Below are 16,515 nucleotides of genomic sequence, written 5' to 3'. Positions count from 1 at the left end.
GTCAGGCACCTTTGGGCGGCAGTGTCAAAGCATTGGCGATGGCAAGATCCAGCCAATTTTGGAGAACTTCGTCGGTGCAATCGTCTTCACCGACGAAGAACATGCCACTCAACATGCGCCCGCCCTGAACGATCGGTTCAGCACCCGGCAGTGCCAGCCCGGCAGCATGGCTGGACTTGCCCAGACGGAAGATGAAACGCCGTTCGCCCTCCCTGGTGCGGTCGGCACCCGCGATCATGTGGCCGTGCAGCAGAAAGCACATCGCGCCCATCATCCTTTTTTCGCTGATGCCTGCCCTGTTTCCAAGCGCCTCGCGCAAGCGGTCGTTGAGGTCTTCATCGATGGCCATGGGGTCGATTCTTTCAGACAGGGAAGGTCAGGAAAACGGTTTCGGACAGCGGGAGACATACCCGCACAGAGGATCGCAGCCTCTTTCGGACGAGCAATTCGGTCAACCGGAAGGTTCAGCAAATCTGTGTTACAGACCGGTTTGCAGGTGACCAGCTTGAAATTTCCGCAGTTCCCTGCGACAAACGAGCGACTGCGGACTTGCACTTTCCTTGCGCTTTGGGTATATCCGCGCTCGCGCCTGCACCCCTGGAGGAGGCGCTTCTGGACCGATCCCGGACAACATGAGTCTTCTGACACGGTGGTTCGCCGGTCCGTTACCTATACACTCGAAGGAGTTTTGCCATGGCTGCCAGCTATGAGCTGAAGGCGTCGGCACGGGACCGGGTGGGCAAGGGGGCCGCACGGGCACTGCGTCGCGAAGGCCTTCTCCCTGCCGTGATCTACGGCGACAAGAAACAGGCACTGCCGATCACCATTCCGGTGAAAGAAACCACCATTACCCTGCACAAGGGTGGTTTCCTTACACACATCGGTATCATCGATGTGGACGGCGAAAAGCATCAGGTTATTGCCAAGGATTTCCAGCTGCACCCGGTACGCGACGACGTCATGCACGTCGACTTCCTGCGCGTTGCCAAGGGCTCCACGCTGACGGTTGAAGTTCCGGTTCACTTCCTGAACGAAGAAACCTGCCCGGGCATCAAGAAGGGCGGCGTCCTGAACATTGTTCGCCACACCGTCGAAATGAACGTTCCGGCCGACAACATTCCAGAAGCTCTCGAAATCGACTTGGCCAAGGCACAGCCGGGCGACAGCCTGCACATTTCCGCAGTGAAGCTGCCGGAAGGCTGCCAGCCGACCATCACCGATCGCGATTTCACCATCGCCACGATCGCTGCTCCGGCCGGTATGAAAGAGACCGACGACGAAGCTGAAGCAGAAGAAGGTGAAGGCGAAGCTGAATAAGCTGCAGCCTTGCTTTAAAAATTGGGAGGCGGTCTCCGCCTCCCTTCCCCTTGCGGGAAAACTTGCAGAGCAGCCGCCATCGGCTGCTTTTTTGTTTCAGGATTAGCCAGCCGGTCTGCATTGCGCTAAATGCAGCACGCTCTACCTTGAAAGGCACACCATGAAATTGATCGTCGGCCTGGGCAATCCGGGCGCCAAATACGAAGGCAATCGGCACAATATCGGTTTCATGGCCGTCGATGAGATCCATCGCCGCCACTCCGGCTTCCAGCCCTGGAAAGCCCGTTTTCAAGGTCAGGTTTCCGAAGGCCGCCTCGGCTCGGAAAAGGTCCTGCTGCTGAAACCCAGCACCTACATGAACGAATCCGGCCGCTCTGTCGGCGAAGCCATGCGGTTCTACAAGATCGAGCCGGCAGACATTGTCGTCATCTACGACGAACTCGACCTGCCGCCCGCGAAATTCCGCATGAAGATCGGCGGCGGCCACGGAGGCCACAACGGTCTGAGATCAATCACGGCGCATATCGGCGAAAGCTACCGCCGGCTGCGCCTCGGCATCGGTCATCCGGGCGACAAGAAGCTGGTGTCCAACTACGTGCTGGGTGATTTCGCAAAGGCCGATCGGGACTGGCTCGAGCCGCTCCTGATGGAAGTCGCCGATCAGGCTGCATTGCTGGCCGAAGGCAAGGACAGCCAGTTTGCCAACAAGTTGACCCTGACCCTGGAGCCGGAAAAGGCACAGCGCAAGGGCAAGAGCCAGGAGGGCAAGGCAAAGGACGGCACAACCGGAGCCGCCAAGGCCATTGCTCCCGGACAGGGCACCCCCGCACCAGCCAAACCCAAGGGCCAGAGCCATATCCGCCAGGCCCGGCAAGGCAAGTCAGTCAACTTACCCAAGTCAGGGCCCATGGCTGACATGCTGAAGAAGCTGCTCGGCGGCGGCGACTGAGGCCGGTCCCTCCATGAACACCAGCGCAACCAGGCTGCCTGCCATTGGCGGTCAGGACAGCGGCTGAACGTTGATGATCTCCACACGCCTGTTGCGGCCGCTGGCCGGATCGCCCGGATCGACAGGACGGCTTTCGCCGTACCCCACCGGTACGAGCCGTTCACGGGGGATCGTATAGAACGCAGCCAGAAACTCCGCGACCATGAAGGCCCTTCGTTTCGACAGGTCCAGATTATAGGCCGACGTGCCGCGCAGGTCCGTGTGCCCGGCGATCTGGAAACGCATGTTCCTGAGCCGTGGATCCTGCAAAGCCTGTCCGAGTGCCTGCAACGTCAGAATGCCGTCGTTGGTCAGTGAGGCGGAATCAAACTCGAAATTGACCGTCAGATTGATGCGCGGCAGCTCCACTTCCGGCGGCAACTGACCTTCGATGCTGATCCCGCGAAACGGATGCGGTTCCTGCTTTCGCATGGACCGGGATTTCGGCGCGCCGGCGTCAGGCAACAACGCGTTGATGATCTGATCCGGCGTGACCGACTGGGCGGAAACGCCGGCTGGCAGCATCAAGGGGACCAGCAGCGCCAGAACGGGTGCCAATGCCAGGCGGGCGGTCGCAAATTCGATAAGAAAGCGCATGTCGAAACCTTTGAGTGTCACTCTTCCCGGATCGTCAAATGAAGGACGGCAGCAGAAATCTCACGTGGCAGGCTCATTTCGTCCGGCCGGTCCGCCATCCCTGCCCGCAATGCCGTCAGGAAATATCTGTCGTCCGCGGTACCGGCGCCGCCCTCAGCGCTCACAGGCATGGAGAATTGCCCGGATCCGCCGTTTTCCAGTTCTTCCAGTTGGATGACGGGGCTATGAGCTGCAATCACGATAATGGCTTCCGATCCGGCAGGTGGCTGCACGGTGAACTTCTGACGCCCCTGCCGGCCATCGCCATAGACGAAACGGTCGCCGAATTGCACCTGTTGGCGCACCGGACCGCGACGCGGCAAGAGGTTCACCACAGTGCCGTCGGCCTGCAGATAGACGATGTAGAGAAACGAGGCGAAATCCGGCGCAGTCACCTCGAAGGCCAGCGAATCTCCGTAGCGTAGATCCGCGCTGCCTCCCAGGAGCCGAATGCGCGGGCGCGAAGGTTCCGCCAGTGGCCGGGCTAGGGTCTTCAGGGCTTCACACACGGGCCAAGGCCTGACATCGATTTTCTGAAGCTGTTCGGGTGGAAACTCCGCTTCCAGTTTCCGGAGCGCTTCCTGAGTGCTCACGAAACCTGCGAGTAGCGGCATGCCGTCCGGCGTATCTTCGCTCACGTAAAGGCTGCTGCAGCTATCCCCTGCAAAGGCCACCTCATTGTCCCGGTCGGTTCTGGTCAGCCCAGGCACCGGCCGCGGCGGCACGATGGACGTGCGCATGATCGATGCGTTGTGCATGTCGGCCTTCGTTGCCTCGTAGCTGATCCAGCCATACCCGTCTCCGGACCAGTATGGCCCCCAGGAGTTCTGGACGAGGAATGCCTGACGCCTTTCATCGTACCCGACGAACACCATCTGGTGGCCTCCGGCGGCCCCGCTGTGACGCCCGAGCGATCCCTGGTAGATCTCTCCCGATTTCAGATATTGCAGCGTCACCCCATCCGGCGTCTGGGAGGACGGCACCACGCCGACCATCAGGAACCCGGTGGCCACGGGGTTCCCCGCCGCCAGCTGCTGCTTGATCGCATCGAGATCCCGGTCCGTCGCGTTGCGGCGCTGGCGACCCTTGTCGAACACGAACAGGAAGTCTCGAATGCGGAACCTGTCGGGGGCCATCGTTGCGGTTTCCACCCGTTCCGAACACATGGCGGCGTCCGGAATGTCGTCCTGGTTGGGAGAGCCGTTGCCCTTGAAATAGGCCATCGCCAGAAGCGCATGACTTCCGGCGGTTTCACAGGCCTCCTGCCGGTTGCGGATCTGCGAATGGAGAAACGCCGGACTTGGCGTGAAGGTGCGGTTGCCGGGTTCCACGTTGTTTTCAAGCGCAGCGTAATAGCCGCGCATGGCATACCCGATGGCATAGGAAACACAGCTGCCGTATGTCTGCAGCAGGGGTGGTGGCATCATTGGCGACAGGTCGATCGCGTCAGGGATATAGGCCCGTGTGACATTTACCTGTCCGACGCCTTCCAGCAGCGCAGGATCGATCGGCGCATCGCCCAGAAGGCCAGTCAGATCACGCGGATTGAAGCTTTGAGCCGATGCCGGACTTGCCGAGAAGACAGTGGCACAAGTGGTGACGGCAGCCAGGGTGGCAAACAGACTGCCGGAAAATGCACACAGAAACCCGTGTTTCTTGCGACTGAAAATCATCGCGTCCCAATTCCCAAAACAATCGCCCAAAACACCCACACGACTATAACCGATAAACAACCGGAGGGAAGCTTTCAGCCGGATCACATTGCCGAACGCCTTTCCTTTTGCCGCTTCATCCTGACATGCTCTTGACAAACACCCGCCCGCAGTCCGCCAAAGCCTTGACCTCTTGACCCGGCTCGGGCATTTAGCGCTGCAAAGTCTCAAGACCAACCGAAAGCGAACTCCCATGGGTTTCCAGTGCGGCATTGTCGGACTGCCGAATGTCGGCAAGTCCACGCTCTTCAACGCGCTCACCAAGACGGCAGCTGCACAGGCTGCCAACTATCCGTTCTGCACCATCGAGCCGAATACGGGCGAAGTTGCCGTTCCGGATCCGCGCCTCTACGCGATCCGTCAAGTTGCAGGGTCCAAGGAAGTCATTCCGACACGCATCACCTTTGTCGACATCGCCGGCCTCGTGCGCGGCGCTTCCAAGGGCGAAGGCCTCGGCAACCAGTTCCTGGCCAACATTCGCGAAGTCGACGCCATCGCACACGTGCTGCGCTGTTTTGAAGACGACGACATCACCCATGTGGAAGGCACCGTCGACCCGATCGCCGATGCCGAAACGGTCGAGACCGAACTCATGGTCGCCGACATGGAAAGCCTTGAGCGCCGCATTGCGCCGCTGAAGAAAAAGGCCTCCGGCGGCGACAAGGAAGCCAAGGCTGTGCTGCCCGTCATGGAAGCCGCCCTGGCCCTGCTGCAGGACGGCAAGCCGGCACGCGTTCTGGAAGTCTCCGGTCCGGATGAAGAGAAGATCCTGAAGGGTCTGAACCTCCTGACTGCAAAGCCGGTTCTCTACGTCTGCAACGTCGACGAGGCATCCGCAGGCGAAGGCAATGCCCTCTCCGCCAAGGTCGCCGAAAAGGCGAAGGCGGAAGGCGCTGCCGCCGTCGTGATTTCCGCTGCCATCGAGGCGGAAATCTCCCAGCTCGACAAGGAAGAACAGGAAGAGTTCCTGGAGACCATCGGGCTTGAAGAGCCGGGCCTCGACCGGCTGATCCGCGCGGGCTACGGCCTGCTGGGCCTGATCACCTATTTCACGGCAGGCCCGAAGGAAACCCGCGCTTGGACCATCACCGAAGGTACCAAGGCCCCGGGCGCAGCGGGCGTCATCCATACGGATTTCGAACGCGGCTTCATCCGCGCGCAGACCATTGCCTACGACGATTACGTCGGCCTCGGCGGCGAAACCGCAGCCAAGGAAGCGGGCAAGGCACGCGACGAAGGCAAGGAATATGTCGTCAAGGACGGCGACGTCCTGCTCTTCAAATTCAACACCTGACGAAATCCCGCGCAGGCAGCCAGGCGCCGCCTGCGCGTTTCCCGTCCACTTCCACCTCCCGGTCAGCCGCCTTCCTCAGAACGCACGGAAACGGAAGATAAAGACATCCCCTCTAGGGTTACCCGGACAAACGGGAATTCGACCTGCAGGAGGGGCCAATATGGCGGGACGAAGCGACACCAGGATCCGCAAGATCATTGCGGGAACTGTGGGGAACACGCTGGAATGGTACGATTTCGCCGTCTACGGCTATCTTGCCCCCATCCTTGCGCAACAGTTTTTCCCGAGTGACGATCCGACCGTCAGCCTGATCAGCACCTTCGGTGTCTTTGCGGCAGGCTTCCTCATGCGTCCCATCGGCAGTCTGCTGCTCGGCCATATTGCCGACAAGACCGGTCGCAGCCGGGCCCTTCTGTTGTCCGTCGCCCTGATGGCCATTCCGACGACGCTGATCGCCTTCTTGCCGACCTACGATCAGATTGGCATTGCCGCACCCGTGCTGCTGACGCTGCTGCGGTTGCTGCAGGGACTTTCCGTCGGCGGCGAATACACCGGCTCGACCGTCTATCTTTACGAGATCGCCCCGCCCAAGCGTCGGTGTTTCACGGTTTCCTGGGCCCTGGTCGGGGCAACATTCGGCATTCTGCTCGGTTCCGGCGTGGCGGCACTGGCAACCGGCCTCCTGCCGGCGGACGATCTGGGAAGTTGGGGATGGCGCATTCCCTTCGCCTTCGGTCTGCTGGTCGGCCTGACCGGTTTCATGATCCGAAGCGGCACCAAGGCAGAAGAAAGGGATCAACCGCCCTCCTCGCACGATCCTGTCAGTGCTCCGGTTGGCGAGGTCCTGCGCAACCACCGGCCCGCCCTGCTGCGGACGATAGCGTGCAACATCCTCAACGGCGTCGGCTTCTATCTGACGTTCGTCTATCTCACGTCCTACCTGGTCGACTACGTCAAGTTCACGGAAAGTCGGGCCCTGACGATCAACACCAGCGTGATGGTCGTCTTCATGCTGCTGTTGCCTATTGTCGGCTATCTCGCCGACAGGATCGACCGAAGAACCATACTGCTGTTCGGATCGGGCGGTGTTGCCCTCTTCGCCCTGCCGATGTTCTGGCTGGTGCATCATCCGGATCCGGTCATGGTCATTCTGGGCCAGCTCGGCATGGCCGTTATTCTCACCGCCTTCTTTGCCCCGCTCATGGCCGCCATGGTCGGCCAGTTCCCTGTGTCCGTGCGCGTGACCGGCTATTCCATCGGCTACAACATCCCGCTGGCGCTCTTTGGCGGCACGGCACCGCTGTTTGCCACCTATCTGATCGACAAGACCCACCTGCAGCTCGCGCCGGCGTTCTACATGATCGCTGCCGGCCTGCTGGCCTTCGTGGTCATCTGGTTCATGCCTTCGGAAGACGGCAGTATCAGCCAGGACGAAGAAGCGGAGCCGGCTCCAACCTAGTCCAGGGCAATAGGACCACCTGCATTCCGGCCTGAACGCCTCTGGTGTGCCCAACAAATCGCACGGCAAAGGCTGGCTCCACCGGGGCGAACATAACTCCCGCTCGACAGGATGCTGCCGAACCCGGTACAAGCAGGCTTTCGTCAATTCTCGAAAGTGTCTGCGATGTCGACCGTCATTCCGGCTCCCTTCCCCACGATCCTGCCCGTCAGCGAAAGCCAGAAGGGTTTTCCAGTCCGGCGGGTCTATTGCGTCGGTCGAAACTATGCCGCTCATGCCGTGGAGATGGGCCACGATCCGAACAGGGAAGCGCCGTTCTTCTTCCAGAAGAACCCGGACAACCTCGATCCTTCCGGCGAGTTTCCCTATCCGCCCCTGTCCAGCGACGTGCATCACGAGGTTGAACTCGCGGTCGTTCTGAAGTCCGGCAAGCGCAGCATCCCGGCAGCCAGTGCACTTGAACATGTTTACGGCTACGCCGTTGCCCTCGACATGACCCGCCGCGACCTGCAGGCGGAGGCCAAGAAGGCGGGGCGCCCGTGGGAAGCCGCCAAGGCTTTTGAACGCTCTGCCCCTATCGGCCGGATCATGCCGGCGGCAGACAGCGGCTTCCTCGACCAGGGCCGGATTGCTCTCAGCGTGAACGGAGAGCTTCGCCAGGAAGGCGACCTCAACCAGTTGATCTGGAAAATACCGGAAATCATCGCCAAGCTGTCCGAGCTGTTCCAGCTTGGTGCGGGCGACGTCATCCTGACCGGAACCCCCGCTGGTGTCGGTTCCGTCCAGTGCGGCGATCTCATGCTGGCGACCATCGACGGCTTGCCGGAGCTGACCGTCAGGGTCATTTGACAGGCCCGGGTGGGCGTGAGCGCGCTCGCGTTGAGATCCCCGGTATTGCCGCATTGCAAGGGCCCGGAAAGCAGCCGCTTTCCGGGCCTGGTCTTATTGGCCTTCTCTCGCCCTTGAAAGCTGCGGAACCTTTTGGTGGCAATCCGTGTTTAGAAGTCGTGGTCCCGGTTTCTCCGACAACGGTGCTGTCCAGCTCCGTTCCGCCGGAAATGCAAAGGAAGACGGACCAAGTCCTTTAAGTGGTCTTGAGATTGCGGGTCGGCCATGTTCAGGTCGAACCCGGATTTTGAAGTCTTTGCCGGAGCCTGTTCGTGACCTTTGACCAGATTGCCCTGTTCGTCCTCTTCGGCACTGTCTTCGCACTGCTGGTCTGGGGCCGTATCCGCTTCGATCTCATTGCCTTTGGCGCGTTGATCCTGGGTGCGTTCCTGGGTCTCGTCCCTTCCGAGGAAATCTTCTCCGGCTTCGGCCATTCCGCCGTCATGATCATTGCCCTCGTGCTGATCGTCTCGCGCGGGCTGATGAACTCAGGTGCCGTGGAACTGATTGCGGGCGTGGTGATTTCCGCTTCCAGAGGCCTGTCGCGGCATATCGGTCTGATGGCCATCGTCGGCGCCAGCCTGTCGGCAATCATCAATAACGTCGCTGCGCTGGCATTGCTCATGCCGCTCGATATGGAGGCGGCCAAGAAGGCGGAACGTTCGCCCGGCCTCTCCCTGATGCCCCTGTCTTTCGCAACCATCCTCGGCGGCATGATCACCCTGATCGGAACACCGCCAAACATCGTCATCGCGCAGTATCGTTCGGATGCCTTTGGCGCGCCCTTTTCCATGTTCGATTTTGCCCCTGTCGGCCTCGTGGTCGCAGTGACAGGCATTGCCTTTGTTGCCCTGTTCGGCTGGCGCCTGCTGCCCCGCCATTTCCGGGACAAGCCGAAACAGGAGGGCTTTGCCGAAAGCCTTTATGCGGCCGAACTGAAGGTCGGGGAAATCTCGGAAGAAAAGCCGCTTACCGTCGGCGATCTTTACCCGGTTGCCGACGAGAAGGATGTCGCCATCATCGGCCTCATCCGCAATGGCCGGCGGGTACGCGGGTTTGCCCGCCGCGAGGCGATCAAGTCCGGAGATTACCTGTTCGTGGAAGGCGACCCCAAGGCTATCGAGGCCTTCATGGGCGCGGCCAAGCTGGAATTCGCCGGCTCAGAACAACACAAGGGCGGCCTGAACAACGACGCCCTGTCACTGATCGAGGCAATCGCGCCGGACAATGCCAGGATCATCGGCCGGTCGAGTTTCGACATGCGCCTCCTTTACGGCCACAGCGTTACCTTGCTCGGCATTTCCAGGCAGGGTCGCCGCGTTCAGAAACGCGTTCGCCACGAAGAGATACGCCCGGGTGATGTGCTTCTTCTGCTGGGCACCCCGGAGCGGCTGGAAAGCGCCTGTGCCTGGCTTGGTGTCCTGCCTCTGGAAGGACGCAAGACGGGCGTCATGCAGCGCAACAAGGCCTGGCTGGCCATCGCAGGCTTTACCGTTGCGATTGCAGCAGCCGTTGCCGGCCTTGCCTATCTCCCGGTGGCCCTGGCTGCCTGTGTGATTTTTTATGCCGCCGCCGGCCTGATCAGCGGATCAGAGGTTTATCAGTCCGTGGAGTGGAAGGTGATCGTGCTGCTCGGCTCGTTGATCCCCCTTGGACAAGCATTTGAGGAAGCAGGCAACGCACAGCTGATCGCCGACGGTATTCTCGCCCTCACCTCGACGGCTCCGGCCTGGGTCACCCTCGCCATCCTGATGGTGGTGACGATGACCCTTTCCGACTTCCTGAACAACGTTGCCACCTGCCTGATCGCAGCGCCTATCTCGGTCCAGATCGCCAATTCCCTGCAGGTGAACTCCGACCCGTTCCTGATGGCGGTGGCGGTTGCTTCGTCCTGTGCGTTCCTGACGCCGATCGGCCACAAGAACAACACCATCATCATGGGCCCGGGCGGCTACCGCTTTGGCGACTACTGGCGTATGGGCCTGCCGCTCGAGATCCTCGTCCTGGTCGTCAGCATCCCGGCCATCCTGCTGTTCTGGCCGCTCTGAAACAGAGCTCAGGCAGCAGGCTTCAGAGGCAGGCAGATGTCGGTCAGAAGGTCCGCCGGCGCCGTGTCGCGCGGGTTGTTGAGATAGACTTCCAGACAGGGCGCATCGTCCGGTTCACGGCCAGACTGCGTCAGCCACTCGCCGTAAAGCCACTCGTAGGCCCATTTCATGTCGGCGTAGGGTCCCTTGTAACGCAGCACCGCGTAGTCACCGGCACGCGTTTCCCGCTTTTCGAGCGGAGCATCGACCGGGAAGCTATCGTTTATGACCGCTCCGGCAGCCGACTGCAGATCATCTTCGGCAACATGGGTCGGGTCGGAATAATAGAGCGCCTTCATCGCACCGATCCGGCCGACCAGCTGACGGCTCACCAGAATGCCGAAAAGTGTCTCAAACGCCTTGCCGATTTCCATGTACGCGCCTCGGTGAGGCAGCACGGCCAGGGTTTCGGACGGAAGGGTTTTGACGGAAACGTCATGCATTGGAGCTGGTCCTTTCTGTTTGGGAAGTGGTGCACCGCCGTTGGCCGGCTGAACCCGGCGCGAGGAAACGGAGGAGCGGTAGGCGGTGGGGGTCTGGCCGTAAGCCTGTTTGAAGCTGCGTGAAAAAGCTTCCAGGCTGCCGTAACCGGCCCGTTTTGCGACGACGGGCAAGGCCAGGTCCGTATAGGCAAGGTCTCCCGCGGCACGATGAAGGCGCAGACGCTTGACCGTCGCGAAGATGGATTCGCCATAGGTCGACTGCCAGACCCTGTGCCAGTGTGAGGGAGAAAGGGCCGCCACCTCGGCAAGCGTCGCCAGATCAGGATCCTCGTCGAGGTTGGCGTAGATATATTCGATCACCCTTGTGAAACGGCGGACATAGCCGTTGTCTCGCGGTGAGAGTGTGAGCTTTTCGTGATTGGTCATGGACTTGGCCCCGTTCGATTGATGGGACCCTAGCACCATGCTTTTTGATAAATCTTGCTGACTTCCACCCTCTCACGCCGGCACATTCCGGAAGAACAAGGTCTTTCTTCCAGAAAGACAAAACAGGCACTGGCTTCCGGCGTCGGAATGGCCATGATGTACGCAACTCAAAAACAGGGGAGTTGAACCATGACCACCCAGAAACGCATTCTGTTCACCGGCGGTTCCGGCAAGGCCGGACGGCACGTCGTTCCCTATCTGCTGGCGCAGGGACATCGCGTCGTCAACGTCGACCTGAAACCGCTTGATCATCCAGGTGTCGACAACCTCATCGCCGACATCACCTCATCGGGTGAAATGTTCAACGTCATGACCAGCTACGCCAATTTCGATGAACTGGAACCGGGCAACGGGGTGCCAACTTTCGATGCGGTGGTCCATTTTGCCGCTGTGCCGCGCATTCTCATTCATCCGGACAACAGAACCTTCGAAGTCAATACGATCGGCACATACAACGTCATTGAAGCCGCCGTGAAGCTCGGCATCCGCAAGATCGTGCTCGCCTCTTCGGAAACCACCTACGGCGTCTGTTTCGCCGATGGCGTGGTCGACCCGAAGGTGCTGCCCGTCGAAGAAGATTATGACGTCGACCCGATGGACAGTTACGGGCTTTCCAAGGTGGTCAACGAACAGACCGCCCGCGCCTTCCAGCGCCGGTCCGGCTTCGATATCTATGCGCTGCGGATCGGCAATGTCATCGAGCCGCACGAATACGACCGGTTCCCGGATTTCTTTGCCAATCCTGCGCAACGCCGCAGAAACATCTTCTGCTATATCGATGCGCGCGACCTCGGTCAGATCGTCGACCGCTGCCTCGAAAAGGACGGGCTCGGCTACCAGGTCTTCAACGCCGGCAACGACACGAATTCCGTCGATATTCCGAATGCGGAAATCCTCAAGCGCTTCTTCCCCGACGTGCCGCTGAGCCGGGAACTCGGCGAGCACGAGGCCCTGTTTTCGAACCGCAAGATCCGCGAGGTTCTGGGCTTCCAAGAAGAGCACAACTGGCGCAAATACGTGACCGTATAACCGGCGATCCAGGCAAGAACGAAGGCTGGCGGATTTAGTTTTACTTCCGATACGGCTGGGACTAGCTTCTGAACGCAACACTGTCGGGCAGCAAGGCTGCCCACCTGGGAAACGTGCCATGAAGCTACTGAAATCTGCCACTCTCGGCCTTGCCCTCCTGGCGTCTGCGACTGCAGCCGTCGCACAGGGAACCGGCTCGCAAGGGTACTTCCAGATCTACAACAACACCGAAGACAACGTCGTCGTCGGCTTCTACACCAATGACGGCGACGGCTGGTCGGACAACTGGCTGTCCGGACCGCTTTCGCCGGGTGAAAGCGCGAAAGCCGAGTTCGCCGCCGACACCGGCAATTGCGCGCAGACCTTCCAGGTCGGCTGGCTGGCCGACGACGATACCGAAGTTCTCGACGATCCGATCGACATCGATATCTGCGAAGCCAGCAACGTCTACATGGATGATAACGAGATCTATTACGACTGATCTTTTCTTCCAATCTCAAGGCGGGAACGCGGACCATCGCGTTTCCGCGGACTGCCAACACCACCGGAATTCATGACCGATCTCCTTTATTTTGAAGACTTCGAACCTGGTCAGGTCTTCGAGCTGGGCTCCCTCACCGTCAGCAGGGACGAAATCATCGATTTCGCTGCCGAGTTCGATCCGCAGCCTTTCCACCTCGACGAAGAGGCCGGCAAGGCATCCATCCTCGGCGGGCTTGCCGCCTCCGGCTGGCATACAGGTTCGATGGTGATGCGCCTGCTTGCCGAAAATTTCCTGACCAGGACAAGCGGCCGTGGTTCGCCGGGTATCACCAAGCTGCAGTGGAAGCGTCCCGTTCATCCAGGTGACTGCCTAACGGCCCGGGTCGAAATACTCGACACGAGAGACTTGCGGTCGAAACCGGACCTTGGCCTCGTCAACATTCGCGTGACGGCCAAGAACCAGAAGGGCATCGAAGTGCTCGTCTGGGAAAACCCGAACCTGTTCGCAAGACGGGAGGTCGCCCGGTGAGTGCCTTTTTCGAAGATATTGAAGTGGGTGACACGCTTGACCTTGGCGAACACACCTTCACCCGGGAAGACATCGTGCGTTTTGCGGAAAAATACGATCCGCAGGCTTTTCACCTCAGCGAGGAGGCCGCCGCGCAGACCCATTTCGGTCGCCTGTGCGCTTCCGGTTGGCACACGGCAGCGGTATTCATGAAGCTCTGGGTCGCCAGGCACAAGGCTCTTCAGGAAGAAGCGCTGGCGGCAGGGCAAACACCAGCCAATATCGGCCCCTCGCCCGGGTTCGAGGATCTCAAGTGGATCAGGCCGGTCTTTGTTGGTGACACGCTGCGCTACCGGCGTGTGGTCACCGGCAAGACCGAAAGCCGGACCCGCCCGGACTGGGGTCTCGTTCATTCCGACATGCAGGCCTTCAATCAGGACGGCACGTTGGTGTTCTCCTTCAAGGGCACGGTGTTCGTCGAACGCCGCAAGGTCTAACCGGACAATCAGTCGGCCCTGTTAAAACGCAAAAGCGTGCTGCGTCCTCAAGACGGCAGCACGCTTTGCGGTTGGAAATCCTGACTTGCCATGCCTCGCATGCGAGCTGTGCCTCAGCGGCAGACGTCCAGGATCCACAAGAAGGCCATCGGCACCATGGTCAGCGCCGGCAGGATGATCGCCGGGTATCCGAAGGCACAGATCGACACCGCCCAGATCATCGCGAGATTGGCGATGAACCAGTATTTGGCATCTTCCGCGCCATAAAGCGCTTCCTTGAGAAACAGGTTCAAGATGGGCACGGCCAGAAGCAGCCGTAGCACCAGGACTTCCTTGGGGGCAGATGAAGCAGACATCTCTTCTCCGGATCTTAGGGAAAACACGTAGAGTTTGTCCCTAATCCGTTTGCCTGTTCCAGGCACTGCGGCAAACGGACATCATGCCCATTTGCCGCAGTTTGCCGCGTAATGCTATTCCGGCTTGCGGCCGTGCACCAGCATCGTCATGCCCGGGATCATCACTTCAACTGCGATATCGGTGAAGCCGGCGGCTTCCATCAGGCTGGCAACGTAGGAACTCGTGATCGAACGGGCTTCCGGGTTGAAGGCGGTGTGCTGAAGCTGCCAGAGCGCCGCCAGCTTCGGCCCGTCGCGGTTTTCGTCGACCATGAAGTCATGCACCATGAAGTCACCGCCCGGTGTCAGAACCTCGAAGGCCTTGCGCACAAGCCCGGGAATGGCCGTGCCCGGGACGCCGGAAAAGAGATAGGACATCAGCACTGCGTCCGCGCTGTCCGGCCATGTGTCCTTCAGGGCATTGCCCGGCGCATATCGGATGCGGTCCTGCAGGCCTTCTTCGGCAATGAACTCTTCGCCTACCTTGGCGACATTCGGAAAATCCAGAACGGTTGATCGCAGTCCCGGATACGCCTTGCAAAGCGAAATCGAGAAGGCCCCGGTGCCACCGCCAACGTCCAGCAACTGCTTGGCAGCGGACAGATCCACAAGCTTGGCAAGTCCCCGCCCGGGCCCAAGCGAGCCTGCATGCTGGGACCGGGAATAAAGCCGTGCTTCTTCCGGGTCGCTGAACCACGTCTCGTAGGAAGCAACCTGGTCGTCCTCCAGACTGTCCGTCAGGGCGTCGTTAAGCTGCGTCATGAAGGGGTACATCTGCTTGTCGATCTGAAACCGCAGATAGTCGCCGAAATCATACTTCCGTCCTTTCACCAGAAACGCCTCCGCTGCGGGCGAATTGGTGAAGCCTGCTCCCTCCCGGCGCACCAGCCCGAGGCTCGTAAGCGCGGTCAACAGTGTTGTGGCGCGATCAAGATCAAGCTCGCTTTCTTCAGCAACTTGCTGTGGCGTCAAGGTCTTTTCGGAAAGCAGTGAAAACAAATCTACATGAAGTGCAGAAAAAAGAGCCTTGGAGCCCATAAATCCGAAAGCAATATCTGAAATTTCCTCAGCCGTTTCCAAGGACCTGGCGACGGGCATAAATTATCCTCCTCAGGAATTCTGAGCACAAATGTGCGGAATTTTTCCGTTCAGGAAAAATGAACTTGGGAATGAGCAAGTATAACTATTGTGCGCCGCAATGCAAATTCCGCTCCCCATCCGGCAAGAGCTGACGCGGGAGCCGGTTTTTGTCCTTGAACTTTGGCAGACCCCGGTCTTCGATTAAGCTGAGGCTGATGCTGTCAGGCATCGAAAGCGTTCTCAAACGCCCGGTAATTTGCCTTTCTGCAGATTACCGCCCGCAAGAAACCGAACAGGACCGACCGAGTGCCTTTTCTCGACTTTCCCGCACAGCTTCCGGAAAACCGGACACCACGTGCTGTGATCTTCAGTGCCGGACATGGCAGCACTTACCCGGGAAAGGTCAGCAGCGGGTACACCGGAGCTGCCGATGCCATTCGCGCAGCCAGTCAGGAAGATGCCGGTCTCGTCGGCCATTGGGACTTCGATCTCGGTGGACCGCTATTCGAGGATCAGCCGGTGTGCTGCACCGACATCGGCAATATCGACACCCGGCTGCACGACAACGCAGGCAACCGGGCACGGATCGAGGCACAAACCCGCTCGATCCTGGCACTGCCAGCCGTTCCGATCCTGCTTGGCGGTGATGATTCCCTACCGATCCCCTTCCTCGCCGCCTTCGCTGATCAGGGACCCCTGTGGGTGCTGCAGATAGATGCCCATATCGACTGGCGCGATGAGGTCGACGGCGAGCGCTACGGCTATTCCAGCCCGATGCGCCGCATCAGCGAGATGCCGCATGTTGCGGGCCTCGTTCAGGTTGGCCTGCGTGCCGTTGGCAGCGCCGGCAAAACCGAAATCGAGGCTGCACAAACCTATGGCAGCCGCTTTGTCACAGCGCGCGAGGTCCACGCAGAAGGTATCTCGGCCGCGTTGAAGCATATTCCGCAAGGCGCGCGCTGCGTCGTCACGCTGGACTGTGACGGCCTCGACCCGGCCATCATGCCCGGCGTTGCCGCGCGCACGCCCGGCGGGCTCACCTACACGCAGGTGATCGATCTGATTGCGGGGCTAGGCAGACGCGCAAGGATCGTTGGGTTTGACCTGGTCGAATTCTACCCGCCAAACGATATCGACGGCCTCAGTGCGCTGACCGCCTCAAGACTTTTGGTCAACGCCGTCGGTGCGATCGTCCGGCAATAACAGGATGCTC

17 protein-coding genes are annotated in these 16,515 nt (G+C 60.1%); 11 read left to right on the top strand and 6 right to left on the bottom strand.

Annotation, left to right across the window (positions count from 1 at the left end; genetic code table 11):
- Position 1: 1 nt before the first annotated feature.
- Positions 2-349, bottom strand: a complete 348-nt coding sequence (locus ACP90_RS07330; protein ID WP_062487639.1) for a hypothetical protein — start codon at positions 347-349, stop codon at positions 2-4.
- A 344-nt stretch (positions 350-693) separates the two neighbouring features.
- On the opposite strand from ACP90_RS07330, the gene ACP90_RS07325 reads away from it, so the two are divergent.
- Together ACP90_RS07325 and pth are read left to right on the top strand one after the other, a co-directional pair.
- On the top strand, positions 694-1,317 hold the full coding sequence (locus tag ACP90_RS07325) for a 50S ribosomal protein L25/general stress protein Ctc (protein WP_062487637.1): 624 nt from the start codon (positions 694-696) through the stop codon (positions 1,315-1,317).
- Between the two features lie 160 nt (positions 1,318-1,477).
- Positions 1,478-2,266: an aminoacyl-tRNA hydrolase gene (gene pth, locus ACP90_RS07320; protein WP_062487635.1), complete on the top strand. Its 789-nt coding sequence runs from the start codon at positions 1,478-1,480 to the stop codon at positions 2,264-2,266.
- Positions 2,267-2,317: 51 nt separating this feature from the next.
- Here the strand turns inward: pth and ACP90_RS07315 are convergent, their stop codons facing one another.
- A complete protein-coding gene (locus ACP90_RS07315) occupies positions 2,318-2,923 on the bottom strand; it encodes an OmpA family protein (RefSeq protein ID WP_055655899.1) in 606 nt (201 codons plus the stop codon).
- Complete coding sequence (locus ACP90_RS07310) at positions 2,920-4,614, bottom strand: DUF4384 domain-containing protein (protein ID WP_062487633.1); 1,695 nt, start codon at positions 4,612-4,614, stop codon at positions 2,920-2,922. The genes ACP90_RS07315 and ACP90_RS07310 overlap by 4 nt, the downstream gene beginning before the upstream one ends.
- 232 nt (positions 4,615-4,846) lie before the next feature.
- Here ACP90_RS07310 and ychF point away from each other — a divergent pair, with 232 nt between their 5' ends.
- The 4 genes from ychF (at position 4,847) to ACP90_RS07290 (ending at position 10,342) form a co-directional block, all read left to right on the top strand.
- Complete coding sequence (ychF, locus tag ACP90_RS07305) at positions 4,847-5,947, top strand: redox-regulated ATPase YchF (RefSeq protein ID WP_022998103.1); 1,101 nt, start codon at positions 4,847-4,849, stop codon at positions 5,945-5,947.
- 160 nt (positions 5,948-6,107) lie between these two features.
- Positions 6,108-7,406, top strand: a complete 1,299-nt coding sequence (locus ACP90_RS07300) for an MFS transporter (RefSeq protein ID WP_022998104.1) — start codon at positions 6,108-6,110, stop codon at positions 7,404-7,406.
- Positions 7,407-7,571: 165 nt separating this feature from the next.
- On the top strand, positions 7,572-8,255 hold the full coding sequence (locus tag ACP90_RS07295) for a fumarylacetoacetate hydrolase family protein (RefSeq protein WP_062487631.1): 684 nt from the start codon (positions 7,572-7,574) through the stop codon (positions 8,253-8,255).
- A 311-nt stretch (positions 8,256-8,566) separates the two neighbouring features.
- Positions 8,567-10,342, top strand: a complete 1,776-nt coding sequence (locus ACP90_RS07290; protein ID WP_062487629.1) for an SLC13 family permease — start codon at positions 8,567-8,569, stop codon at positions 10,340-10,342.
- 8 nt (positions 10,343-10,350) lie between these two features.
- Here the strand turns inward: ACP90_RS07290 and ACP90_RS07285 are convergent, their stop codons facing one another.
- Positions 10,351-11,250, bottom strand: coding sequence for an AraC family transcriptional regulator (locus tag ACP90_RS07285; RefSeq protein ID WP_062491438.1), 900 nt, complete (start codon positions 11,248-11,250; stop codon positions 10,351-10,353).
- Between the two features lie 189 nt (positions 11,251-11,439).
- Here ACP90_RS07285 and ACP90_RS07280 point away from each other — a divergent pair, with 189 nt between their 5' ends.
- The 4 genes from ACP90_RS07280 to ACP90_RS28695 all read left to right on the top strand — a co-directional run bounded on the left by ACP90_RS07280 (position 11,440) and on the right by ACP90_RS28695 (position 13,827).
- Positions 11,440-12,339 carry an NAD(P)-dependent oxidoreductase gene (locus tag ACP90_RS07280; RefSeq protein ID WP_062487627.1) on the top strand — a complete coding sequence of 300 codons (900 nt, stop codon included), beginning with the start codon at positions 11,440-11,442 and terminating at the stop codon, positions 12,337-12,339.
- 118 nt (positions 12,340-12,457) lie between these two features.
- Positions 12,458-12,820, top strand: a complete 363-nt coding sequence (locus tag ACP90_RS07275; protein ID WP_022998109.1) for a hypothetical protein — start codon at positions 12,458-12,460, stop codon at positions 12,818-12,820.
- Positions 12,821-12,892: 72 nt separating this feature from the next.
- Positions 12,893-13,351, top strand: coding sequence for a MaoC family dehydratase (locus ACP90_RS28700; RefSeq protein ID WP_022998110.1), 459 nt, complete (start codon positions 12,893-12,895; stop codon positions 13,349-13,351).
- The gene (locus ACP90_RS28695; protein WP_062487625.1) at positions 13,348-13,827 is read left to right on the top strand and encodes a MaoC family dehydratase; all 480 of its coding nucleotides are present in this window, start codon (positions 13,348-13,350) and stop codon (positions 13,825-13,827) included. Before ACP90_RS28700 ends, ACP90_RS28695 begins: the two co-directional genes overlap by 4 nt.
- Before the next feature lie 113 nt (positions 13,828-13,940).
- On the opposite strand, the gene ACP90_RS07260 is transcribed toward ACP90_RS28695, so the two are convergent.
- Together ACP90_RS07260 and ACP90_RS07255 are read right to left on the bottom strand one after the other, a co-directional pair.
- Entirely contained in the window at positions 13,941-14,183 is a 243-nt protein-coding gene (locus ACP90_RS07260) for a hypothetical protein (RefSeq protein ID WP_062487623.1), read from the bottom strand.
- A gap of 114 nt (positions 14,184-14,297) precedes the next feature.
- Positions 14,298-15,320, bottom strand: coding sequence for a methyltransferase (locus tag ACP90_RS07255; protein WP_062487621.1), 1,023 nt, complete (start codon positions 15,318-15,320; stop codon positions 14,298-14,300).
- A gap of 288 nt (positions 15,321-15,608) precedes the next feature.
- Here ACP90_RS07255 and ACP90_RS07250 point away from each other — a divergent pair, with 288 nt between their 5' ends.
- Positions 15,609-16,505, top strand: coding sequence for an agmatinase (locus tag ACP90_RS07250; protein ID WP_062487619.1), 897 nt, complete (start codon positions 15,609-15,611; stop codon positions 16,503-16,505).
- The last annotated feature ends 10 nt before the right edge of the window (positions 16,506-16,515 follow it).

Origin of the sequence: Labrenzia sp. CP4, from assembly GCF_001579905.1 — a bacterium.
Taxonomy (GTDB): domain Bacteria; phylum Pseudomonadota; class Alphaproteobacteria; order Rhizobiales; family Stappiaceae; genus Roseibium; species Roseibium algicola.
Note: the sequence above shows the minus strand (reverse complement) of the source record. Positions and strands in the feature narration are given on the sequence as shown.